Origin of the sequence: Ralstonia sp. Ralssp135 (genome assembly GCF_047304345.1) — a bacterium.
Taxonomy (GTDB): domain Bacteria; phylum Pseudomonadota; class Gammaproteobacteria; order Burkholderiales; family Burkholderiaceae; genus Ralstonia; species Ralstonia chuxiongensis.
The window spans coordinates 25,165-48,386 of sequence record NZ_JBGLYZ010000016.1; the positions used below are offsets into that span (position 1 = coordinate 25,165).

Annotated in this window: 18 protein-coding genes; 12 read left to right on the forward strand and 6 right to left on the reverse strand. The window is 63.3% G+C overall.

From position 1 onward, the window contains the following. Positions 1 to 55: 55 nt before the first annotated feature. The gene (locus ACCD03_RS12985; RefSeq protein ID WP_413411873.1) at positions 56 to 2,197 is read left to right on the forward strand and encodes an ATP-dependent DNA helicase; all 2,142 of its coding nucleotides are present in this window, start codon (positions 56 to 58) and stop codon (positions 2,195 to 2,197) included. A gap of 66 nt (positions 2,198 to 2,263) precedes the next feature. Here the strand turns inward: ACCD03_RS12985 and ACCD03_RS12990 are convergent, their stop codons facing one another. Beyond that, positions 2,264 to 3,121, reverse strand: coding sequence for an outer membrane protein assembly factor BamD (locus ACCD03_RS12990; protein WP_413411874.1), 858 nt, complete (start codon positions 3,119 to 3,121; stop codon positions 2,264 to 2,266). A 15-nt stretch (positions 3,122 to 3,136) separates the two neighbouring features. On the opposite strand from ACCD03_RS12990, the gene ACCD03_RS12995 reads away from it, so the two are divergent. After that, positions 3,137 to 4,249 carry an RluA family pseudouridine synthase gene (locus tag ACCD03_RS12995; RefSeq protein WP_325652402.1) on the forward strand — a complete coding sequence of 371 codons (1,113 nt, stop codon included), beginning with the start codon at positions 3,137 to 3,139 and terminating at the stop codon, positions 4,247 to 4,249. After that, the gene (gene pgeF / locus ACCD03_RS13000; RefSeq protein ID WP_413411875.1) at positions 4,233 to 5,042 is read left to right on the forward strand and encodes a peptidoglycan editing factor PgeF; all 810 of its coding nucleotides are present in this window, start codon (positions 4,233 to 4,235) and stop codon (positions 5,040 to 5,042) included. The genes ACCD03_RS12995 and pgeF overlap by 17 nt, the downstream gene beginning before the upstream one ends. A 4-nt stretch (positions 5,043 to 5,046) precedes the next feature. Here the strand turns inward: pgeF and ACCD03_RS13005 are convergent, their stop codons facing one another. Next, entirely contained in the window at positions 5,047 to 5,283 is a 237-nt protein-coding gene (locus ACCD03_RS13005) for a hypothetical protein (protein ID WP_045202954.1), read from the reverse strand. A 270-nt stretch (positions 5,284 to 5,553) separates the two neighbouring features. Between ACCD03_RS13005 and phaC the strand changes: the two genes are divergently transcribed. From phaC to ACCD03_RS13050, 9 genes are all read left to right on the forward strand, one after another. Continuing rightward, positions 5,554 to 7,347 (forward strand): class I poly(R)-hydroxyalkanoic acid synthase, encoded by a 1,794-nt coding sequence (gene phaC, locus ACCD03_RS13010; RefSeq protein ID WP_045202953.1) that lies wholly within the window; start codon positions 5,554 to 5,556, stop codon positions 7,345 to 7,347. Between the two features lie 89 nt (positions 7,348 to 7,436). Further along, positions 7,437 to 8,618, forward strand: coding sequence for an acetyl-CoA C-acetyltransferase (locus ACCD03_RS13015; RefSeq protein ID WP_045202952.1), 1,182 nt, complete (start codon positions 7,437 to 7,439; stop codon positions 8,616 to 8,618). Between the two features lie 122 nt (positions 8,619 to 8,740). Further along, a complete protein-coding gene (locus tag ACCD03_RS13020) occupies positions 8,741 to 9,481 on the forward strand; it encodes a 3-ketoacyl-ACP reductase (protein ID WP_024975562.1) in 741 nt (246 codons plus the stop codon). A gap of 404 nt (positions 9,482 to 9,885) precedes the next feature. After that, on the forward strand, positions 9,886 to 10,440 hold the full coding sequence (phaR, locus tag ACCD03_RS13025) for a polyhydroxyalkanoate synthesis repressor PhaR (RefSeq protein WP_024975563.1): 555 nt from the start codon (positions 9,886 to 9,888) through the stop codon (positions 10,438 to 10,440). A gap of 196 nt (positions 10,441 to 10,636) precedes the next feature. Further along, positions 10,637 to 11,617, forward strand: a complete 981-nt coding sequence (locus tag ACCD03_RS13030) for a tRNA dihydrouridine synthase (protein WP_413411877.1) — start codon at positions 10,637 to 10,639, stop codon at positions 11,615 to 11,617. Between the two features lie 66 nt (positions 11,618 to 11,683). Further along, positions 11,684 to 13,045, forward strand: coding sequence for a 30S ribosomal protein S12 methylthiotransferase RimO (rimO, locus tag ACCD03_RS13035; protein ID WP_253539625.1), 1,362 nt, complete (start codon positions 11,684 to 11,686; stop codon positions 13,043 to 13,045). An 87-nt stretch (positions 13,046 to 13,132) separates the two neighbouring features. Continuing rightward, positions 13,133 to 14,317: a beta-ketothiolase BktB gene (gene bktB / locus ACCD03_RS13040; RefSeq protein WP_413411878.1), complete on the forward strand. Its 1,185-nt coding sequence runs from the start codon at positions 13,133 to 13,135 to the stop codon at positions 14,315 to 14,317. After that, a complete protein-coding gene (locus ACCD03_RS13045; protein WP_325652392.1) occupies positions 14,292 to 15,035 on the forward strand; it encodes a hypothetical protein in 744 nt (247 codons plus the stop codon). The genes bktB and ACCD03_RS13045 overlap by 26 nt, the downstream gene beginning before the upstream one ends. Positions 15,036 to 15,076: 41 nt before the next feature. After that, the gene (locus tag ACCD03_RS13050) at positions 15,077 to 16,288 is read left to right on the forward strand and encodes a cystathionine beta-lyase (RefSeq protein ID WP_413411879.1); all 1,212 of its coding nucleotides are present in this window, start codon (positions 15,077 to 15,079) and stop codon (positions 16,286 to 16,288) included. Positions 16,289 to 16,362: 74 nt separating this feature from the next. Here the strand turns inward: ACCD03_RS13050 and ACCD03_RS13055 are convergent, their stop codons facing one another. From ACCD03_RS13055 to mfd, 4 genes are all read right to left on the reverse strand, one after another. After that, positions 16,363 to 17,424, reverse strand: a complete 1,062-nt coding sequence (locus ACCD03_RS13055) for a PDDEXK nuclease domain-containing protein (RefSeq protein WP_413411880.1) — start codon at positions 17,422 to 17,424, stop codon at positions 16,363 to 16,365. Positions 17,425 to 17,430: 6 nt separating this feature from the next. Beyond that, positions 17,431 to 18,288, reverse strand: coding sequence for a phosphoserine phosphatase SerB (serB, locus tag ACCD03_RS13060; protein WP_413411881.1), 858 nt, complete (start codon positions 18,286 to 18,288; stop codon positions 17,431 to 17,433). A gap of 112 nt (positions 18,289 to 18,400) precedes the next feature. Further along, on the reverse strand, positions 18,401 to 19,594 hold the full coding sequence (argE, locus tag ACCD03_RS13065) for an acetylornithine deacetylase (RefSeq protein ID WP_413411883.1): 1,194 nt from the start codon (positions 19,592 to 19,594) through the stop codon (positions 18,401 to 18,403). A gap of 37 nt (positions 19,595 to 19,631) precedes the next feature. Further along, positions 19,632 to 23,063 (reverse strand): transcription-repair coupling factor, encoded by a 3,432-nt coding sequence (gene mfd, locus ACCD03_RS13070; protein WP_413411884.1) that lies wholly within the window; start codon positions 23,061 to 23,063, stop codon positions 19,632 to 19,634. Positions 23,064 to 23,222 lie beyond the last annotated feature (159 nt).

Sequence of the window (23,222 nt, forward strand, 5' to 3'; positions counted from 1 at the left end):
CCTGAGAGGCCGCAATCACGTGCGGCCTCCGTCATTTGACTCCACGGATTCCGCGTTGACTTCGCTTTCCCCGCTGGCCGAGCCGTCGGCTGATTCCGACGCCGATGCCAGCGACGCTTCGGTTCCCGCTGCCTCTCCACCTGCCGATGCCCATCATGTCGAGCTGGCGACGCTCTTTGCCGATGACGGCACGCTGGCCAAGGGTATCGATGGCTACCGGCCCCGCAGTGCGCAGCTGACGATGGCGCAGGCCGTTGCCAACGCCATCGAAGCCGCAGATTCGATCATCGTCGAGGCCGGCACTGGCACCGGTAAAACCTACGCTTACCTGGTCCCGGCGATGCTTTGGGGCGGCAAGGTGATCCTCTCGACCGGGACGAAAAACCTGCAGGACCAGCTTTTCCTGCGCGACATCCCGACCGTGCGCAAGGCGCTGAATGCGCCGGTGTCGGTGGCGCTGCTCAAGGGGCGCGCCAACTACGTCTGCCATTACCACGTCGAGCGCACGTCGCAGAACGGGCGCCTTTCTTCGCGCCAGGACGCCGCGTGGCTGCGCCAGATCAACCTCTTCCTGAAGACAACGAAAACTGGCGACAAGGCCGAACTTGCCAGCGTGCCCGAGAACGCGCCGGTGTGGAACCTCGTCACGTCCACGCGCGACAACTGCCTGGGTTCGGACTGCGCCTATTACAAAGACTGCTTTGTCATGCGCGCCCGCAAGGAGGCGCAGCAGGCTGACGTGGTGGTGGTCAACCATCACCTGTTCTTCGCGGACGTGATGTTGAAGGACACCGGCATGGCCGAACTGCTGCCCGCTGCAAATACGATCATCTTCGACGAAGCCCACCAGCTGCCCGAAACCGCCACGTTGTTCTTTGGCGAGACCATCTCCACGAACCAGATTCTCGAGCTTGCGCGCGACAGCGTGGCCGAAGGCCTTTCGCACGCACGTGATGCGGTGGATTGGGTTGCGATTGCGGCGCCGCTGGAGCGTGCCGCGCGCGATCTGCGTCTTGTTTTCCGCCAGGACGGCTCACGCCTGTCGATCAAGCAGATCGACAATGATGCGGCACTCGCCAAGCCGTTTTACGAGGTGTTGCCGAAGCTGGAGCAGGCACTTTCCGACTTTACCGGCGCGCTGGAAGCCCAGGCCGAACGCGCAGAGACCATCGAGCAGTGCCATCGCCGCGCCGTGGCGCTGTGTGAAAAGCTTGAGGCGTGGGTCGATCCCAAACCCCCGAAGGCGCCAAAGAAGGAAAGTGACGACGAGGGCAAGGAGGGCAAGAGCGCGGCCCCTGTCGACGAACGTGTGCGCTGGGTCGAGGTGTTCGCCAATTCCGTGCAATTGCATCTGACGCCGTTATCGATCGCGCCAATTTTTTCGCGCCAACGTGCCGGCCAGCCGCGCGCGTGGGTCTTCACCTCGGCCACGCTTTCGGTGCGCGGCAACTTCACGCACTACGCCGCACAGTTGGGCTTGGATCGTGATCGCTCGATGACGCTCGACAGCCCGTTCGACTATGCATCGCAAGGCTTGCTCTATGTGCCGCGCGACCTGCCGCAGCCGAGCGATCCGCGTTTTACCGATGCGGTACTCGACGCCACTTTGCCGCTGATCGAAGCGGCGGGTGGCAAGACGTTCCTGCTATGCACGACGCTGCGCGCCGTGAACCGCGCCGCCGAACGCTTGACGGACGAATTCGCGCAACGCGGGTGGGATTTCCCGCTGCTTGTGCAGGGCCAGGCCAGCCGTACGGAGTTGCTGGACCGTTTCCGCGCGCTCGGCAACGCCGTGCTGATCGGCAGTCAAAGCTTCTGGGAGGGCGTGGACGTACGCGGCGAGGCGCTCTCTCTGGTCGTCATCGATAAATTGCCGTTCGCCCCGCCCGATGACCCGGTGCTGAGCGCCCGCATGGAAGCGCTGGAGAAAAAGGGGCTGAGCCCGTTTGCTGTGCACCAGCTGCCGCATGCGGTGATCACGCTCAAGCAAGGTGCCGGCCGGCTGATTCGCTCGGAGACCGATCGCGGCGTGCTGATGATCTGCGACCCTCGCTTGGTCGAGAAAAACTACGGTCGCCAGATCTGGCAGAGCCTGCCGCCGTTCAAGCGTACGCGCGAGGCCGAGACCGCCGCCGAGTTCCTGCGGTCCCTGCGGCCGGATCCGGATGTTCCGCAGTCGACCGAAACGGATGACTGACTCGCACGCACAAACAAAAAGCCCGGCCAATCGACCGGGCTTTTTGCTGTGCAGTTCAAGCCTTGCTTACCACCATTGGTACCAGGGCTTGTCTTTCTTGCGCTGGCCGTAGGCGAGGAAGTTGCTCTTCGGGTAGTTCTGCTTGATGATGCGTTCGGTATCGTCGCGCATGTCTTTCATGCCCAGCGCTTCGTACGACTTCATCATGATGTACAGCGCTTCTTCCACAGCGGGGGCGCGGTCGTAATCCTTGATGGCGTCCTGTGCGCGGTTGACAGCGGCCAGGTAAGCGCCACGGCGATAGTAGTAGCGCGCGGCGCCCACTTCATGCTCGGCCATCGCGTTCACGATGTACTGCATGCGCTGCGTGGCGTCCGGCGTGTATTTGCTGTTCGGGAAACGCGTGATCAGCGTCTTGAACGCGTCGTAGGCGGCGCGTGCGGCCTTCGGGTCGCGCTCGCTCAAGTCCTGGTTCGAGAAGCGGCCGAGCCAGCCCAGGTTGTCGTTGAAGTTGATCAGGCCCTTGAGGTAGTAGGCGTAATCCACGCTGGGGTGATTCGGGTGCAGCTGGATGAAGCGATCAACCGAGGCCAGCGCGGCAGCCGTCTCGCCATCCTTGTAGTTGGCGTAGGCGGTTTCGATCTGGGCTTGCTGGGCGTATGGCCCGAACGGATAGCGGCTTTCGAGCTTTTCGTAGTACTTGACCGCCTTGGCGTAGTCACCGCCGTCGAGCGAATCCTTCGCTTCCGAATATAATTTGTTAGCTGACCAGCCAGCAGTTTCGTCTTGCTGTTCCGGCAGGATGCCGCAGGCCGAGATAGTCAGACATGCAACGCCTGCCACCAACACTGCTCCGATTTGTGCGCGGATTCGACTGCCGATTCGACTGCCAATACGCGCCTGCTTTACGCTCGTGACCGACATGGGCACCTTTTCTGAATGAAAAATCGCATCAAGCATTATAGCCCAAGCCCTGTGTCAGACGACGCACTGGCTGACGTTTCCCTCGCTGCGCCGGAGACGGAAGACGCGCTCGATGATGAAGCGCTCGATTTGCCTGCCGCCGCTGCGGCACCGGCTGCCGAACCGATCATCGTCGAGATTCCCGAAGCCATGCACGGCGAGCGCCTGGACAAAGCGCTTGCCAAGCTGCTGCCCGACTATTCGCGCAGCCGCCTGCAGCAATGGATCGACGCAGGTGCGGTGCGCCTGCGGGGTGAAGTCGTGCGCCCGCGTGCGGCCATCTCAGGCGGTGACCGCATTGAAGTCGTCCCGCAGCGCGCGGCCGACGAAAGTGCCTTCGTTGCCGAGCCCATCGATCTGGATGTGGTGTACGAAGACGACACGCTGCTCGTCATCAATAAGCCCGCCGGGCTGGTGGTGCATCCGGCTGCGGGCAACTGGAGTGGCACGGTGCTCAACGGCCTGCTGCACCGGTATCCCGACGCCGTCGAGTTGCCGCGCGCCGGCATCGTCCACCGCCTCGACAAGGACACCTCCGGCCTGATGGTGGTCGCCCGCACGCTGCCCGCACAGACGGACCTCGTCCGCCAACTTCAGGCACGTACCGTCAAGCGGACTTATCTCGCACTCGTGTGGGGCGAAACGCCCGAAGAGGCCACGATTGACGCCCCGATCGGCCGCGACCCGCGTGACCGCACGCGCATGGCCATCATCGAGACGGCCAGCGGCAAGCCGGCGCGCACGCATTTCAAGACGCTGGACGTGGTGGACCTCGGGCGCGCACAGGTATCGCTGGTGCGCTGCCAGCTCGAGACCGGTCGCACACACCAGATCCGTGTGCACTTTGAATCGGAGGGGCATCCGCTGCTTGGCGATCCGGTCTATACGCGCAATTTCCGCCGTGGCAAGCCGCAGACGATCAAGGCGCCGCTACCGGTGCCATTTACGCGGCAGGCGCTGCACGCAGTGCGCCTGGGGCTCGTGCATCCTGCGTCGGGCAAATCGGTGCATTGGGAAGTCGGCGTGCCCGATGATTTCGCCGATCTGCTGGAAGCCCTCGACCTGGATCCCGATGCCGATATCAACTGACTGGATCGTCCCCGACTGGCCCGCGCATCCGCATGTCAAAGCGCTGGCCACGACCCGCGTGGGTGGTGTCAGCACAGGGCCTTACGGATTGGCCGGTGGCTTGCCCGGTGGCCTGAACCTTGGCCTGCACGTCGGCGATGCACCGGAAGCCGTTGAACAGAACCGCCGCATCTTGCGTGCAGCGCTACCCGTCGAGCCGACGTGGATGGAGCAGGTGCACGGCACCGGCGTGGCGGATCTTGATCAACTCGTCGGCACGTCCGCGCCTGTGGTTGCCGATGCGGCGGTGGCGTCGTGGCGGGATCGCGTCTGCGCGGTCATGACGGCAGATTGCCTGCCTGTCTTGCTGAGCGACGCTCGCGGCGTAACCGTGGGTGCGGCGCATGCGGGGTGGCGCGGTCTATGCGGTGGCGTGATTGAGCGCACGCTGGATGCGATGACGCAACGATTGCGCGCCAGTGGCCAGGAAGCCGATCCAACGTGGTTGGCATGGCTGGGGCCGGCCATTGGGCCATCGTGCTTTGAAGTGGGTGCGGAAGTGCGCCAGGCCTTTATCGACGCCGCTCAGCCAGGTGAATTACCTGCTACCCAGGCGGCTTTCGTGGAAGGCGCATCCGCGGGCAAGTTCTTCGCTGATCTGTATGCGTTGGCCCGACTGCGGCTGGCACGTGCCGGCTGTACTGACGTGTACGGCGGCGGCCTGTGCACGATGACGGACGCCGAGCGCTTCTATTCGTACCGTCGGGAGCGCACCACGGGCCGCATGGCCACGTTGGTCTGGCGCGCAGAGTGAGCGTTCAGGCGGCGCCGTCGCCTGTGTCGCTGCTCAGTGTTGGGGCGGTGTCCGACTTGTCCTGCGCGGCTTCTTGGGCCTTGCGGCGGCGCCTGCGTGCCGGCGTGCCGACAATCCAGAGGAAGAGCGATAGCGGCGCCACGCCGTAGAAGACAAATGTGCCGATGCCGGCAATCCAAGATTGCTCAGTCAAGGACATCATCAACACGACGTAGAGCCAGGCGATGGCGACGATATACATGGGAAAAAGCGGTGCCCGGCATTGGCGCAATGCAGCAGTCTCGCACGAAATTGCGCAAATTGGACCATAGCCCCGGTTCTGTGCTTAACCATTTGGTCGGAGCCGTTTTCGGCGAATGTGCAAAAACCCGCGCTGGCTCTACGTTTCCGGCCGATCATTAACTAACTCCGATTGACAGCCTTGAAACGGCAAGGCAACAATGCCCCGCAATACTACGAGTTGCGCCGCCGTTCCAACCGGAGCGGCGCATATCGTCGGATCGAGGGCACTATGGCATCGCGTCAATCGACATCATCCAAAGCATCTAGCGCCCACACTCAAGCTCCCTGGCAGGGCTTGTCGGACCCTACGCAGTGGGCAGAGCAGTTCAAGCAATGGCAAGCCTTTGCGGGCGCCTTCGCACAACCCGGTGCCGCGGCGCCGGGTCTTGGCCAGTTCAACGGCGCAGCGATGGGCGAAGGCGCGGTTCCCTTCGCGCTGATCCCGCACGAGCGGCTGGCCGAAATTCAGCAGAAATATCTTGAAGAGTGGCTCCAGATCTGGCGCCACATGAGCACCGGCGAAAGCGCCGAGGCTGTGGCGCCGTCTGATCGCCGTTTCTCGAACGATGCCTGGCGCAAGAGTCCGCTCTACGGCTACGCCGCTGCGTTCTACGTGCTCAACGCCCGCACGCTGATGGAAATGGCAGACGCCGTGCAAGCGGACGCCAAGACCCGCGAGCGCGTGCGTTTTGCCGTGTCGCAATGGACGGCCGCCATGTCGCCGTCCAACTTCCTTGCGACCAACCCAGAGGCCCAGAAGCATCTGATTGAATCGCGTGGCGAATCCCTGCGTACCGGCATCCTGAACATGCTGCAGGACATGGAGCGGGGCAAGATCTCGCAGACCGACGAAACGGCGTTCGAGATCGGCCGCAATGTCGCCAACAGCGAAGGCGCCGTCGTCTTCGAGAACGATTATTTCCAGCTCATTCAGTACAAGCCGCTGACGGCCAAGGTGCATGCGCGTCCGCTGCTGCTGGTGCCGCCGTGCATCAACAAGTTCTACATCCTGGATCTGCAGCCGGCCAATTCGCTTGTGCGCTATGCGGTGGAGCAGGGCAACACCGTGTTCCTGGTGTCGTGGCGCAATCCGGACGCGAGCATGGCGTCCCGCACATGGGACGACTACATCGAAGGCGGCGCGATCGAGGCCATTCGCGTAGCGCGCGAAATCTCTGCGCAGGACCAGATCAATGTGCTGGGCTTCTGTGTGGGTGGAACGATCCTGTCGACTGCACTCGCGGTGCTGGCTGCGCGCGGCGAGCATCCGGCGGCAAGCCTGACGCTGCTGACCACGCTGCTCGACTTTACGGACACCGGCATTCTCGACGTGTTCGTCGATCAAGCTCAGGTGGAAATGCGGGAGAAGACCATCGGCAGCAATGCGCCGACCGGCCCGGGCCTGCTGCGTGGTGTCGAGCTGGCAAACACGTTCTCGTTCCTGCGACCGAATGATCTGGTCTGGAACTACGTTGTTGAGAATTATCTGAAGGGCAAGACGCCCGCGCCGTTCGACCTGCTGTACTGGAATGGCGACTCCACCAACCTGCCAGGCCCGTGGTACTGCTGGTATCTGCGCCACACGTATCTGCAGAACGACCTCAAAACGCCGGGCAAGCTGAAGGTGAACGGCACGCCGGTGGATCTCGGCAAGATCGACGTGCCGGTCTACATCTACGGCTCGCGTGAAGACCACATCGTCCCATGGAAGTCCGCTTATGGCTCCGTGCCGCTGCTCAAGGGCAAGCGGCGTTTCGTGCTGGGTGCCTCGGGACATATCGCAGGCGTGATCAACCCGCCCGCGGCCAACAAGCGTTCGCACTGGATCAATGCCAAGCTGCCCGATACCGCCGATGCGTGGCTCGAGGGTGCCAAGGAGCATCCGGGCAGCTGGTGGCCGGATTGGTCTACCTGGCTGGCATCACACGCCGGCGCGCAGAAGGCTGCACCCAAGAGCTACGGCAATGCGGACTACCCGGCTATCGAGCCGGCGCCTGGCCGCTACGTCAAACAGAAAGCGTAAGATCGCGCGCATGAACCCCCGTTGCCGTCGCGGCTTCGGCCGCTGACGGTGTCCAACGACCCTCTCTTTCGACAGTGGAAGGTAAGCAAATGACCGATGTTGTGATCGTATCGGCGGTACGCACCGCCGTGGGCAAGTTTGGTGGCTCGCTGGCGAAGATCGCTGCGCCTGAGCTTGGCGCAGCCGTTATCCGCGAAGCACTGGCGCGTGCCAAGGTGGCACCGGACCAGGTGAGCGAAGTCATCATGGGCCAAGTGCTGACTGCCGGCTCGGGCCAGAACCCGGCGCGCCAGTCCGTCATCAAGGCTGGGCTGCCGAACATGGTGCCCGGTCTGACCATCAACAAGGTGTGCGGATCGGGCCTGAAGGCCGTGATGTTGGCGGCCAACGCCATCATGGCCGGCGATGCCGAGATCGTCGTGGCCGGTGGCCAGGAAAACATGTCCGCCGCGCCGCACGTCTTGCCGGGCTCGCGCGATGGTTTCCGCATGGGCGATGCCAAGCTGATCGATTCGATGATTGTGGATGGGCTGTGGGACGTCTACAACCAATACCACATGGGCATCACGGCCGAGAACGTTGCCAAGGAGTACGGCATCACGCGTGAAGCGCAGGACGAGTTTGCCGTGGCTTCGCAGAACAAGGCTGAAGCTGCGCAGAAGTCGGGCCGTTTCAATGACGAAATCGTTCCGATCCTGATTCCGCAGCGCAAGGGCGATCCGATTGCCTTCACGCAGGATGAGTTCGTTCGCCATGGCGCCACGCTCGAATCGATGGTTGGGTTGAAGCCCGCCTTCGACAAGGCCGGCACGGTGACGGCGGCCAACGCATCGGGCCTGAACGATGGCGCCGCCGCTGTCGTGGTGATGTCGGCCGCCAAGGCCAAGGAACTGGGCCTGACGCCGCTGGCTACGATCCGCGCTTACGCGAGCGCAGGCCTGGACCCGAAGGTCATGGGCATGGGCCCGGTACCGGCATCGAAGCGCTGCCTGTCGCGCGCCGGCTGGTCGGTGGGCGACCTAGACCTGATGGAGATCAACGAGGCGTTTGCCGCTCAGGCGCTGGCCGTGCATCAGCAGATGGGCTGGGATACGTCCAAGGTCAACGTCAATGGCGGTGCGATTGCGATCGGTCACCCGATCGGCGCGTCGGGCTGCCGCATCCTGGTCACGCTGCTGCACGAAATGCAGAAGCGCGATGCGAAGAAGGGCCTGGCCTCGCTGTGTATCGGCGGCGGCATGGGCGTGGCGCTGGCGGTCGAGCGTCCGTAAGTTTTTTGCAGTGGGATTGGCGTGGGGTGGAACGAATACCGCACACGCCAATCCGAGACACCTGAGCATCCGCTGCCTGGCAAGAGTCCGGGCAGTTCTAACAACAAGGAATAGGAGTGGACATGACCAAACGCATTGCATACGTCACCGGTGGCATGGGCGGTATCGGAACGGCGATTTGCCAGCGCTTGGCGCGCGACGGCTTCACCGTTGTCGCAGGCTGCGGCCCGAACTCGCCGCGCAAGGCGAAATGGCTCGAACAACAAAAGGCGCTGGGTTTCGATTTCGTGCCGTCCGAGGGCAACGTCGGCGATTGGGAGTCCACCAAGGCCGCGTTCGACAAGGTCAAGGCCGAAGTGGGCGAGGTGGATGTCCTGATCAACAACGCCGGCATCACGCGCGACGTGGTGTTCCGCAAGATGACCCGCGCCGACTGGGATGCAGTGATCGACACCAACCTGACTTCGCTGTTCAACGTGACCAAGCAGGTCATCGACGGCATGGCCGATCGCGGCTGGGGCCGTATCGTCAACATCTCGTCGGTGAACGGCCAGAAGGGGCAGTTTGGTCAGACCAACTACTCGACGGCCAAGGCTGGCTTGCATGGCTTCACGATGGCGCTGGCGCAGGAAGTTGCCACCAAGGGCGTGACGGTCAACACGGTGTCGCCCGGCTACATCGCCACCGACATGGTGAAAGCGATTCGTCAGGATGTGCTCGACAAGATTATTGGCACGATCCCGGTCAAGCGCCTGGGCGAGCCGACCGAGATTGCCTCGATCTGCGCATGGCTGGCATCTGAAGAGTCCGGCTTCTCCACCGGCGCGGACTTCTCCCTCAACGGCGGCCTGCACATGGGCTGACGCTCCCACGCCCATGCTGCGGCGATGCTGCAGCATGGGCGCAGCAATTTTCCCCCTGAATTTGCCTGCATGCTGCGATGCTCGATTGCATCGCAGCAGGCTTTTGCATCCTTTCCGGACAACTGTCCGAGTGCGTGAGCCGCATCAAAATGCTGCGGGTTTTTACCGGGGGAGGTCGCCTTTTCTTTGCAGGGCGATCCGCATAGAATCCAATCACGGAGGCGCTCCGCAGGGAGACACGGGGCGTTCGCTCATAACCGGATGCATCTGCGCTGCTATTGAATGCAGCATTGGCGCGCAGATCGGAACAGCCGGCAACCGCGCATTTTGCTGCATCGCTCGGTGCAGTCATTTCGCACTGCATCGGCTGCACCGCAGCAGCATCGCCAACACGGAAAGGCACGATGGCCACCAGCAAGAAGGGCACCGAACGGCTGATCAAGAAATATCCCAACCGCCGGCTCTACGATACCCAAACCAGCACGTACATCACGCTGGCAGACGTCAAACAACTCGTGATGGAAACCGAAGAGTTTCGCGTCGTCGATGCGAAATCCGGTGAAGACCTGACCCGAAGCATCCTGCTGCAGATCATCCTGGAAGAGGAAACCGGCGGTGTGCCGATGTTCTCCGGCGCGATGCTCGCTCAGATCATCCGTTTCTATGGCAACGCCATGCAGGGCATGATGGGCACGTATCTGGAAAAGAACATCCAGGCGTTTGTCGACATCCAGAGCAAGCTGGCCGAAAACTCGAAGGATCTGTACAGCGGCAACTCCTTCAACCCTGACATGTGGTCGCAATTCATGAACATGCAGGGGCCGATGATGCAAGGCATGATGAGCAACTACATCGAGCAGAGCAAAAACCTGTTCGTGCAGATGCAGGAGCAGATGCAGAGCCAAGCCAAGAACATGTTCGGGACATTCCCGTTCAACCAGCCGCCCGAAAAGAAGTAAGTTCGGCGGGCTGGAAAAAAGGCGAATCGCGTGGCGGTTCGCCTTTTTTGTTGGGTGCGCGCGGGTGAGGGCGGCGAGGTAAAATGCTCGGCTTTCGGGTGAGGTGTACGCCTCACCGACCATCACGATTCCCGCTTCGGTCTCCCATGTTTGATGTTCGCTCCCGGCTTGTGCGCCGGCCGTCTTCCGTTTTCGCATGAGCCGTCTTTTGCTTGCCCCGATGGAAGGGGTCGCGGATTACGTCATGCGCGACGTGCTGACCCAAGCTGGCGGCTATGACGGATGCGTCTCGGAGTTCGTCCGGGTGACGGGCTCGTTGCTGCCCGCGCGCACGTACGAACGTGAGACTCCTGAGATCGGCAACGGCGGCTATACCGCCAGCGGCACGCCGATGACCATCCAGCTCCTCGGCAGCGATCCGGAATGGCTGGCCCACAATGCGGCATACGCGGCGACTCTCACGCCGCATGGCATCGACCTCAACTTCGGTTGCCCGGCCAAGGTCGTGAACCGGCACGGCGGCGGCGCCATGCTGCTCGCCACGCCGGAAGTGCTGTACGACATCGTGCACGCCGTGCGAGCCGCCGTGCCGGCCAACATTTCGGTGACGGCGAAGATGCGGCTCGGCGTTTCCGATACTTCCCGGGCGATTGATTGTGCGACGGCCCTGGCGGAAGGCGGTGCCGAATCGCTCGTCGTGCATGCCCGCACGCGCGACCACGGCTACCGTCCTCCCGCCCATTGGGACTGGATTGCACGCATCGCCGACGCCGTGAGCATCCCCGTGACTGCCAATGGCGAAGTCTGGACCGTGGCCGATTGGGAGCGCTGCCGGGCCGTCAGCGGCTGCAATGACGTGATGATCGGGCGTGGCGCCGTGTCTGACCCGTTTCTGGCCCGGCGCATTCGCGGGCAGATGGACCAAGCGCCGTCTGCGGCGGAATGGCCGGTTGTGCTGGGCTATCTCGCCGATTATCTGAAAAAGCTGCATGCGCGTATCTCGGCCAAGCATGAGCATGGCCGCGTCAAACTCTGGCTGAGCTATCTGAAGCGGACGTGGCCGCAGGCCGCGGAACTGCACGATGCGATCCGCCGGCTGCAGGACGCGCTGGAAATCGAGCGCGTGATTGAACAGATGCAGCTTCGGCTTGGCCGCCCAGGCGCGGCGAACGGTTAAAATACGCAACCGCGCGGCACACCCTGTGTGCACCGCGCAAATCCTCTCCCACATCAGGTTGTTCCCATGTCCGACGTCAGTACCCAGAGCCCCAAGGTGGGGTTCGTCAGTCTCGGTTGTCCCAAGGCCTTGGTCGATTCCGAGCAGATCATCACCCAACTGCGTGCGGAGGGGTATGAGATCTCCGGCACGTACGGCGGGGCGGACCTGGTGGTCGTCAACACCTGCGGCTTCATCGACGAGGCCGTGCAGGAAAGCCTGGATGCGATTGGCGAGGCGCTGGCGGAGAACGGCAAGGTGATCGTGACCGGCTGCCTGGGCGCCAAGAAGGACGCCGCAGGGCAAGACATCATCACCAACGTGCACCCGAAGGTGCTGGCCGTGACCGGCCCTCATGCGCTGGGCGAAGTGATGGAAGCGGTGCACACGCACCTGCCCAAGCCCCACGACCCGTTCATCGATCTGGTTCCGCCGCAGGGCATCAAGCTCACGCCCAAGCACTACGCATATCTGAAGATTTCCGAGGGCTGCAACCACCGTTGCAGCTTCTGCATCATCCCGTCGATGCGCGGCGATCTCGTTTCGCGCCCGGTGGCCGAAGTGATGCTGGAGGCGGAAAACCTGCTGAAGGCCGGCGTAAAGGAGCTGCTCGTCATCTCGCAGGACACCAGCGCTTATGGCGTCGATGTCAAATTCCGCATGGGCTTCTGGAATGGCCGCCCGCTGAAGACGCGCATGACCGAGCTGGTCGGCGCGCTTGGCGAGTTGGCGTCGCAGTACGGCGCCTGGGTGCGCCTGCATTACGTCTACCCGTACCCGAGCGTCGATGAGGTGATGCCGCTGATGGCCGAAGGCAAGGTCCTTCCGTATCTGGACGTGCCCCTGCAGCACGCCCACCCAGACGTGCTCAAGCGCATGAAGCGCCCGGCCAACGCCGAGAAAACGCTGGACCGCATCCGCGCCTGGCGCGAGATCTGCCCGGAGTTGACCATCCGTAGCACGTTCATTGCGGGCTTCCCGGGTGAAACGGAAGAAGAGTTCCAAACGCTGCTCGACTTCATCGCCGAGGCCGAGCTGGACCGCGTGGGTTGCTTCGCGTATTCGCCGGTCGAAGGCGCCACCGCCAACGACCTGCCGGGCGCGCTGCCCGACGAGGTGCGCGAGGAGCGCCGCGCGCGCTTCATGGAAGTCGCCGAGCGCGTGTCTGCGCGCCGCCTCCAGCGCAAGGTTGGCAAGTCGCTGCGTGTGCTCGTGGATGAGGTTAATCAGGACGGCGGCATCGGCCGTTCGTCGGCGGATGCGCCGGAGATTGACGGCCTGGTCTATATCGCGCCGCCGTCGAAGCCTTACAAGCGCTACAAGGCGGGCGATTTCGTGTCAGTCAAGATTACCGGTGCCGATGGTCACGACTTGTGGGGCGAAGTCTAATCCCCTTAGGTAGTCGTACCTAAAATTTGCGAACGGTCGTGCGTTTATACTGACCGCCATCCAATTTCGATGGCACAGGAGACAGCAATGGCACGTGAAGTGGTGGTGGTCAGCGGCGTTCGCACCGCAATCGGGACGTTTGGCAGCAGCCTGAAGGATGTGGCGCCGTGCGAACTGGGCGCGCTCGTCGTGCGCGAGGCGCTGGCCCGCGCAAGTGTGAAGGGCGAAGACGTTGGCCACGTGGTGTTTGGCCACGTGATCAACACCGAGCCGCGCGACATGTATCTCTCGCGCGTGGCTGCGGTGAACGGCGGCGTGTCGGCCGAAACCCCCGCATTCAACGTCAACCGCCTGTGCGGCTCGGGCCTGCAGGCCGTGGTGAGCGCCGCGCAAACCGTTCTGCTGGGCGACGCCGACGTTGCCATAGCCGGCGGTGCAGAAAGCATGAGTCGTGCGCCGTACCTTGCACCCGCTGCCCGCTGGGGTTCGCGCATGGGCGATGCCAAGATGGTCGACATGATGCTTGGCGCGCTGCACGACCCGTTCCACGCTATGCACATGGGAGTGACGGCGGAGAACGTCGCCCGCGAATTCGGTATCAGCCGCGAGCAGCAAGACCAGACCGCGCTGGAATCCCACCAGCGTGCATCGCGCGCCATCCAGGCCGGCTACTTCAAAGACCAGATCGTTCCGGTGACGATCAAGTCGCGCAAGGGCGATATCCAGTTCGATACCGATGAGCACGTCCGCCACGACGCGACCATCGACGACATGACCAAGCTGAAGCCGGTCTTCACGAAAGAGAACGGCACGGTCACGGCAGGCAACGCTTCGGGCCTGAATGACGCGGCTGCCGCGCTGGTGCTGATGGAGCGCTCGGAGGCGGAGAAGCGCGGCCTCAAGCCGTTGGCGCGGCTGGTGTCGTACGGCCACGCTGGCGTGGATCCGAAGATCATGGGTATCGGCCCCGTGCCGGCTACGCGCAAGGCGCTGGAACGCGCAGGCCTGTCGGTCAACGATCTGGATGTGATCGAAGCCAACGAGGCATTTGCTGCCCAAGCCTGCGCGGTGACGAAGGAACTCGGTCTCGACCCAGCCAAGGTCAACCCGAACGGTTCGGGCATCTCGCTCGGCCACCCGATCGGCGCAACGGGTGCGCTCATCACGGTCAAGGCGTTGCACGAGTTGCAGCGCATCGGTGGTCGCTACGCGCTGGTGACCATGTGTATTGGTGGAGGACAAGGCATTGCGGCGGTGTTCGAGCGCATCTGAACGCATTTTCTCGATTGAACGTCTGATTCGGCCCGTCGGCGCGCTGCTCGCGCTGATGCTGGCCGCAGGCGTGGCGCCGGTGTCCGCGCAGACGCCGGCCGCCAACAACGGCTACGACGTGTCGACCGGCAGCGCCAACGTGCAGCCGGGTGACCTCGGCCTGAACCGCGCCATTGCCGATGGCGACAAGCGCCGCGCTCAGGCCGGGAAGGGCGACAACGGGTTCTCCGCCCAGACCGCGCCGCCCCGTTTGCTGCAACCGCAGCCCGACTACGCGAAATATCCCGTCTATACCGGCGTGATCGGCGACATGCCGATCCGCATGCGCCTTGGCCGCAAGACCGGTGAAATCGACAGCGTCCACGGCGAATACGTTGCGGGCGACGCGGCCGGCGTGCGCCTGGTGACCGGCGAATACGAAAACGGCGGCTTTCTTATGGAGGAGTCCGATGACGGTACGCACGTCACCGGCACCTGGGAAGGCGCCATCGACGGTCACGGCATTGTGCGCGGCACGTGGACGGACGTGGCCCACGACGGCCACACGTTGCCCTTTGTGCTGCGGCCCGTCGCGGTGGTGGTGATTCCGCCATACGATGCCGCAGCCAACAGCAATGCCGCAGTGCCCGCAACGCCAATGACGCCGCTGGTGCCCGCTGCGCCGGGTCAGATTGCGCCACCGTCCAGCAGTCCAACGCGATCAAGCGCGCACTGGTAAGCGGCCGGAAATCGCTCATACGCCATCAAACAGGAAACCTCGTGAACGACGACACCAAGCTCCCGCCCATGTTTCCCGCGACCCAGGCTGTCCATCCGGAACTGCAGATTCCGCCGGGCTTCACGGCGTTCTCGCATGCCACGCATCGCGCTTCGACAGTGGTGTTCAAGAACCTCGCCGACATGCGCGCCTTCGGCAGCGGTAGCGTGGTGCACTGGCGCTACGGCCTGCATGCCACGCCGACCTCCGACGCGCTGTGCCAAGCGCTGGCGCAGATCGAGGGCGGCTCGCACACGCTGCTGTTCCCGTCGGGGCTGGCGGCGATTTCGCTGGTGTACTTCTCGCTGATCAAATCCGGCGACGATGTGCTGATCCCGGACAACGCCTACGGCCCAAACCGTGACCATGGCGAATGGATGGCGCGCCAGTTCGGTATCACCGTGCGCTACTACGACCCGATGATCGGCGCCGGCATTGCCGACCTGATGCGTCACAACACCAAGCTCGTGTGGCTCGAAGCGCCGGGCTCCGTGACGATGGAAGTGCCCGACTGCACGGCCATCGCGGAGGTGGCGCGCAAGGCCGGCGCCGTCACCGCCATCGACAACACCTGGAGCGGCGGCGTTTACTACCAGCCGTTTGAACACGGCATCGACATCTCCGTACAGGCGCTGACCAAATACCAATCCGGTGGCAGCGATGTGCTCATGGGCGCTGCCATCACCAACGATGAGGCGCTGCACCACAAGCTGCTTGCCACGCGCATGCGCATGGGCTGGGGCGTTTCGGCGGACGACTGCTATTTCGTGCTGCGCGGCCTGCCGAGCCTGCCGACGCGTCTGGCTGCGCACGACGCGCACGCCCGCGAAGTGGCCGAATGGCTGGCTGACCGCCCCGAAGTCGTGCGCGTGCTTCATCCGGCGCTGCCCGATTGTCCGGGCCACGAAAACTGGAAGCGCGACTTTACCGGCGCGAGCGGATTGTTCTCGATCGTGTTCCACGAACGCTATTCGCAGGCGCAGATCGATGCCTTTATCGAAGGCCTGCGCTACTTTGCGATCGGCTTTTCGTGGGGCGGGGCGCACAGCCTGGCGCTGCCGTACAACATCCCGTCGATGCGCACGGCGACCGCCTGGCCACCGGCCGATTGGGAGAACGCGGGCGGTTTCGTGCGGCTGTATATCGGGCTGGAAGATCCGCGTGATTTGATTGCGGATTTGAAGCAGGCGATGGAGACGCACCTGCGAGCTTGACCTTTCAAGTTTCGGAGGGCGGCGATGGCGGGGTGTGCGATTCGATCGTGTCACCCCGTTTTTGATGGCCGCGGCTACAGGGTTTCAAGCAGGCGCGCAATGGTTTCGGGTGAAGGCAACTGGTCCTGCAACTCCTTCGGCAAGCTCTTGGTGATGGCGTATGTCGCGACGCCAATCGGTTTTCTTGCATCGCGCAGTGCGTATTCGACGATGGTGCGCTTCTTTTCCTTGCACAGGATGATGCCGATCGACGGGTTCTCGTCCTCCTGGCGAACCCGTTCGTCGAGGGCTGCGAGGTAGAACTGCATCTTGCCGACGAACTCGGGTTCAAACTTGCCGATCTTCAGTTCGATGGCGACCAGCGAGCGCAAGCGGCGGTGGAAAAGCAACAGGTCGATGAAATACTCGTCGCCATCTACTTCGAGCCGGTATTGGCTTCCCAGGAAGGCAAACATTCCGCCCATCGCTCGCAGGAAATCTTCGATGCGGGTGATCAGCGCGCGCTCCAGCTCCCGTTCGCTATGCTGATCGCCGAGCTCGAGAAAATCAAAGGCGTATTCGTCTTTTACCGCCAGCTTGGCTTGCGCGCGCAGGGTTGGCGTCAGCGCCTTGTCGAAATTGGTCTGGCCGAGGAGTGATTTTTCGTAGCTCTGGTTATCGATCTGATGGGCTAGAACGCTCTTTGACCAACCGAATTTGCGAGTCATGCGCAGGTAAAACTCGCGCTCTTGAGCGTCTTTGCAGCGCTCAAGGATAAGCAGGTTATGGCTCCAGCCGATTTCTCGCACCAGTGGTGCGAGTTTTGTTGCGTCGCGGTAGGTCTCGAAGAATCCCTTCATCCGCCACAGGTTGGATGCTGAAAAACCGCCCGTGCCAGGAAAGCTCGCCTGCAGGTCTGCAGCGAGTTGCTGCACGACAGCTTTACCCCAACCGTCGGTTTGCTGCCGCGCCACGATCAGCTGTCCGATGTCCCAATACAGGCCCACCAGTTCTTTGTTGACCGCCCGTAGGGCAGCATATTGCGCAGCCTGAATGCGCGCCCTGACCTCGGTGAGCAGGGCCGCGTAATCCCGCGCATCCACCGTTTCTCGCACCACCGGTGCGAGTTTTCTGCGGGCAGGTTGGCGAGTCGCCATCGCGGCTTACTGCTGCGGGAACAGATTCAACAGCCCATCCAGGCCGACAACGTTGAACGCCACGTCGGCCTGCGCCTGCACGATGGGCTTGGCGCGGAACGCGACCGACAGACCGGCTACGCCCATCATCTTGAGATCGTTCGAGCCGTCGCCCATGGCGATGGCGTTGTGCGGCGATACGCCCAGATCCTGGCAGAACGCCTTGAGCGTCTGCGCCTTCACATCCGCATTGACGATCTCGCCCATAACGCGGCCGGTGAGCTTGCCATCGACGATCTCCAGCGTGTTGGCGCGAGTGCGGTCCAGGCCCAGGCGCTCCTGCAGGCGTGAGGTGAAGAATTCGAAGCCGCCGGATACCAGCAGCGTGCGGATGCCCAGCGCTTGTACGGCCTTGAGCATCTTTTCGGCACCCGGGGAGAGCTGCAGGCGCTCGGCGTAGACGCGCTCCAGCACGCTCGCATCCAGGCCCTTGAGCAGTTCGACGCGGCGCGTCAGGCTCTCGTTGAAATCCTTGATCTCACCCCGCATCGACGCTTCGGTGATGGCCGCCACCTGCGGCTTGAGCCCGCAGAAATCCGCAATCTCGTCGATGCACTCGATGGTGATGAGCGTGGAATCCATGTCCATCGCCAGCACGCGAAAATCGCCGAACGTCCATTCGTCGGGAATCCACGCGTAGTCCATCTTCAGGTTGGCGCAGATGGCATCAAGCTGGACGCGCAATTCGCTGGGCAGTTCGTGCACCCATTCGATGGCGGCGACGTTGGGCGCGCGCATCTCGTAAGCGGCGCTGCCAAACAGGCTGCGGATGGATTCAATGTCGCCGGTGGACAGCGGCGACAGGCTTTGCAGAATGACGGGCATGGAGTGGCAGGAGCGGGGAGCGGGCAGTTCGGCGCCGGGGAAGCCCGCTATTGTAGCGAACGCCCCGGGCGGAATGCGCCCCACCAAAAGGTGAGGCGTTGCAGTGTAAGCGTTAGGCGGACGCGGTTTCGACCATCAGGCTGCGCGCCACCTTGGCGAGGAAGCGGTCGCACGCGTCGAGCTGGGCGAGTTCGACGTATTCGTTGGCCTTGTGCGCCTGTTCGATGTTGCCCGGGCCGCACAGCACGGCCGGAATGCCGGCGCGCTGGAAGAGACCGGCTTCAGTGCCATAGGCGACCTTGCGTTTGTCGTTGTCTTCAGTCAGCACACGCACAAGCTGCGTAATGGCGGCTTGCTCGGATGCGTCCAGCGAGGGCGCGGCGGCAATCTCGTCGAGTTCGATGCGGGCATCCGGGTGCTCGCGCTGCATGGCGGGCTCGATGGTTTCGCGCACGTAGTGCTCGACGCGCGCGCGGATGGCCGGCGCATCCACGCCCGGCAGGTTGCGGAACTCAAATACCAGCTCGCACAGCGCGGGGATCGTGTTCAGCGCGATACCGCCGTTGATGAGGCCGGTCGATGCCGTGGTGAACGGCACGTCAAATGCATCGTCGAACGGGCCCTTGGCGCGGAATTCATCGGCCAGGTCGCGCACGAAACAGATGATGCGCGCGGCGTATTCGATGGCGTTGACGCCCTGTGGCGTGAGCGACGAATGCGCAGCGCGTCCGTGCACTCGGCAGCGGTAGGCGTTGATGCCCTTGTGCGCGACGATCGGGCGCATGGCGGTGGGCTCGCCGACGATGCAGCCGGCGGGCTTGATGCCGCGCGCGATCAGGTCTTCGATCATGCGCGGGGCCCCCACGCAGCCGACTTCCTCGTCATATGACAGTGCGAAGTGCACAGGCTCGCGCAGTCTGCCCTGCAGCAGCGACGGCACCAGCGCCAACGACGAAGCGATGAAGCCCTTCATGTCGCACGTGCCGCGTCCGTAAAGCTTGCCATCGCGCACTTCCGGCGCAAACGGGTTGCTATCCCATTTCTGGCCATCCACCGGCACCACATCGGTATGGCCCGACAGCACAATGCCGCCTTGCACGCTGCCGTCCGCTGCCGGAATCGTGGCAAACAGGTTGGCCTTGTTGCCATCGTCGTTGTGCGAAAGATGCGATTCGAGACCGACGCCGCGCAGGTAGTCGCGCACGGTTTCAATCAGTGCCAGGTTGGAGCCGCGGCTGGTGGTGTCGATGCTGACGAGCTTGTTCGTCCAGTCGAGGGTGGAGAACGGTGTGGGGGCGGTGCTCATGGTGGTGTCCTTGTTCTGATCGGCCGATCCTACCGGATCACGTCAATTGCCGCATGGCATGGCGAATGGTCTGCGCCAGCGCGCCGAATTCGGCCGGAATGTTCTCGATACGCAGACGGTCTTGCCCCGCCAGCTTGATCTGCCGGTTCTTCTGCACGAGATCGATGATCTTGATGGCATCGACCGGCGGGTTCGGTATGAACTGCAGCGTGACGGCGTTCGTGCCCGTGTCGATCTTGCGAATGCCCAGCGGCGCGGCCGCAATGCGCAGCCGGTGCGTTTCGATGAGCGACTGCGCCTGCGGCGGCAGCTTGCCGAAACGATCGATCAGCTCTTCCTGAATGTTGTCGATGGTCTCGCCGCTTTCGCAGTTGGCCAGGCGCTTGTACAGCGACAGGCGCTCCTGCACATCGCCGCAGTAGTCCTGGGGCAGCAGGGCGGGCGTGCCAAGGTTGATTTCGGTTGTGGCCGCAAGCGGCGCCATCAAATCGGGTTCCTTGCCGGCCTTGAGCGACTTCACCGCCTGGTTGAGCATGTCGGTGTAGAGCTGGAAACCGATCTCGGAAATTTCACCCGATTGCTTGTCGCCCAGCACCTCGCCGGCGCCACGGATTTCCAGATCGTGCATCGCCAGGTAGAAGCCCGCACCGAGTTCTTCCATCTGCTGAATGGCTTCAAGACGGCGTTGTGCCTGCTTGGTCAGGCCATCCACATCGTGCACCAGCAAATACGCATACGCCTGGTGGTGCGAGCGCCCGACGCGGCCACGCAACTGGTGCAACTGCGCCAGGCCGAACTTGTCTGCGCGATGGATCAGGATCGTGTTGGCGGTCGGCACGTCAATGCCGGTTTCGATGATCGTCGTGCACAGCAGGATATTGGCGCGCTGGGCCACGAAATCGCGCATCACGCGCTCCAGTTCGCGCTCGTGCATCTGACCGTGGGCGACCACCACGCGCGCTTCCGGAATCAGGTCTTCGAGTTTGGCGCGCTTATTCTCGATGGTCTCGACTTCGTTGTGCAGGAAATAGACCTGGCCGCCGCGTTTCAACTCGCGCAGGATGGCTTCGCGCAGCACGCCGTCTTCCTCGCGGCGCAGGAACGTCTTGATGGCCAGGCGCTTTTGCGGCGCAGTGGCGATCACCGAGAAATCGCGCAAGCCTTCCAGCGCCATGCCCAGCGTGCGCGGGATCGGCGTGGCCGTGAGCGTGAGCACGTCCACCTCGGCGCGTAATGTTTTGAGCGCTTCTTTCTGGCGCACGCCAAAGCGGTGTTCCTCGTCGATGATGACGAGCCCCAGCCGGTTGAACTTCACATCCGGCGAGAGTAGCTTGTGCGTGCCGATCACGATGTCGATGGTGCCGGCGTTGATGGCTTCGATCGCGGTGTCGATCTCTTTCTTGTTCTTGAAACGCGAAATCTCGGCAATGCGCACCGGCCAATCGGCAAAGCGGTCGACCAGCGTTTGGTAGTGCTGTTCGGCCAGCAGCGTGGTCGGTGCGAGGATGGCAACCTGCTTGCCGCCCATCACCGCAACAAATGCGGCACGCAGCGCGACTTCCGTCTTGCCGAAGCCGACGTCACCGCAGACGAGGCGATCCATCGGCTTGCCCGACGTCATGTCCGCGATCACAGCGGCGATGGCGGCAGCCTGGTCGGGGGTTTCGTCAAAGCCGAAGCTCTCGGCAAAGGTGGCGTAATCCTCGGGCGTGAGCGGGAAGGCGAAGCCCTGGCGCAACGCGCGTCGCGCGTACAGGTTCAGCAGTTCGGCGGCCGTATCGCGAATCTGCTGCGCCGCCTTGCGCTTGGCCTTTTCCCATTGGCCTGAACCCAGCGAATGCAGCGGCGCGGTTTCCGGATCGGCGCCCGAGTAGCGCGAGATCACGTGCAACTGATGCACCGGCACGTAGAGCTTGCTGCCCTTGTCGTAATCGAGGTGCAGGAATTCTTCCTCACCGTTGCCCATGTCGATGGACACCAGCCCCTGATAGCGGCCGATGCCGTGTTCGCTGTGCACCACCGGATCGCCGATCTTCAACTCAGCCAGATCGCGCACCATCGAATCGACGGCGGTGGCCTGTTCCTGCTTGCGGCGACCGGCGCGGCGCACGGTTTGCGCGTACAGCTCGGTCTCGGTGATGAGCGCGATGCGTTCGTCGCCGAGGATGAAGCCCTGGTACAGCGGGGCCACGCCCAGCACGAACTTGGCATCGCCGCTCAGCAAGTCGGCAAAGTCCGCGACGCCTTCGGGGTGCAGGCCGCTGGCGGCAAGCATTTGCGCAAGCGTCTCGCGACGGCCTGCGGATTCTGCGCAGATCATCACGCGGCAATTGCTGCGCATCAGGAACGATTCGAGATTGACCAGCGGGTCTTCTGCGCGGCGGTTGACGGCAACGTTCGGCAACGGCAGCGAAAGCGGTGCATCGCCGGGCTCGGCGCGCAACACCAGGCGAGCGTGCGGCTTGGCAGCGACGAAGAACGCCTCTTCATCCAGATACAGCGCCGACGGCTGCAGCAGCGGCCGTTCGCGATCGTGGCGCATGAAGTTGTAGCGCTGCGTGGTGTCGGCCCAGAAGCGGCGCACCGCGCCTTCGATGTCGCCCACGAAGGCGAGATGCGTGGCGCCGGGCAGGTAGTCGAACAGCGTCGCGGTTTCTTCGAAGAACAGCGGCAGGTAATACTCGATGCCGGCGCTGGGCACGCCGTTGCCGATGTCCTTGTAGATGGGCGAGCGCGTCGGGTCGCCTTCGAACACCTCGCGCCAGCGTCCGCGGAAGGCGGTGCGCGAGGCCTCGTCCATCGGAAATTCGCGGCCCGGCAGCAGGCGGACTTCATTCACCGGGTAGAGGCTGCGCTGCGTGTCGGGGTCGAACGAGCGGATGGTCTCGATTTCGTCGCCAAACAGGTCGAGCCGATATGGCAACGGCGAGCCCATCGGGAACAAGTCGATCAGGCCGCCGCGCACGGAATATTCGCCCGGGCGCATCACGGCGCTGACGTGCTCGTAGCCGGCCAGCGTGAATTGCGCTTTCAGCGCGGCCTCGTCCAGCTTTTCGCCCTTCTTGAAGAAGAACGTGTAGGCGGCCAGGAATGACGGGGGCGCCACGCGTTGCAGCGCCGTGGAGGCCGGCACGAGCAGGATGTCGCACGCACCGTTCTGCAGGTCATGCAGCGTCGCCAGCCGCTCGGAGATCAAGTCCTGGTGCGGCGAGAAATTGTCGTATGGCAGCGTTTCCCAGTCCGGCAGCAGCTTCACGCGCGCCTGCGGGGCAAACCAGCGCAGCTCTTCCGCCAGGCGCTGGGCGTCGACGGCATTGGCGCAAACCACCGCCAGCATCGGCACGGCGGCGCGATGCTGCTCCAGATAGCGCGCAAGCAGCAGGGCGTCTGCCGCGCCCTGCAGGCCGCTGAAGACGAAGCGCGAGCCCGGTTTGACGGCGGGCAGGGCGGAGAGCGAAAAATCGGACATGAGGTGTCAGGTTCTGTGGGGCACGACTGCAAGACAAAGCACGACACCCCGCCGGCATTTGCAGGCGGGGTGTCGTGACGCAGACCGCTATTATAAAATCCGCGCCAGCCGCGCGCTTGACGAGCACCAAAACCACGCAAATGCCGCGCCCACGTTCAC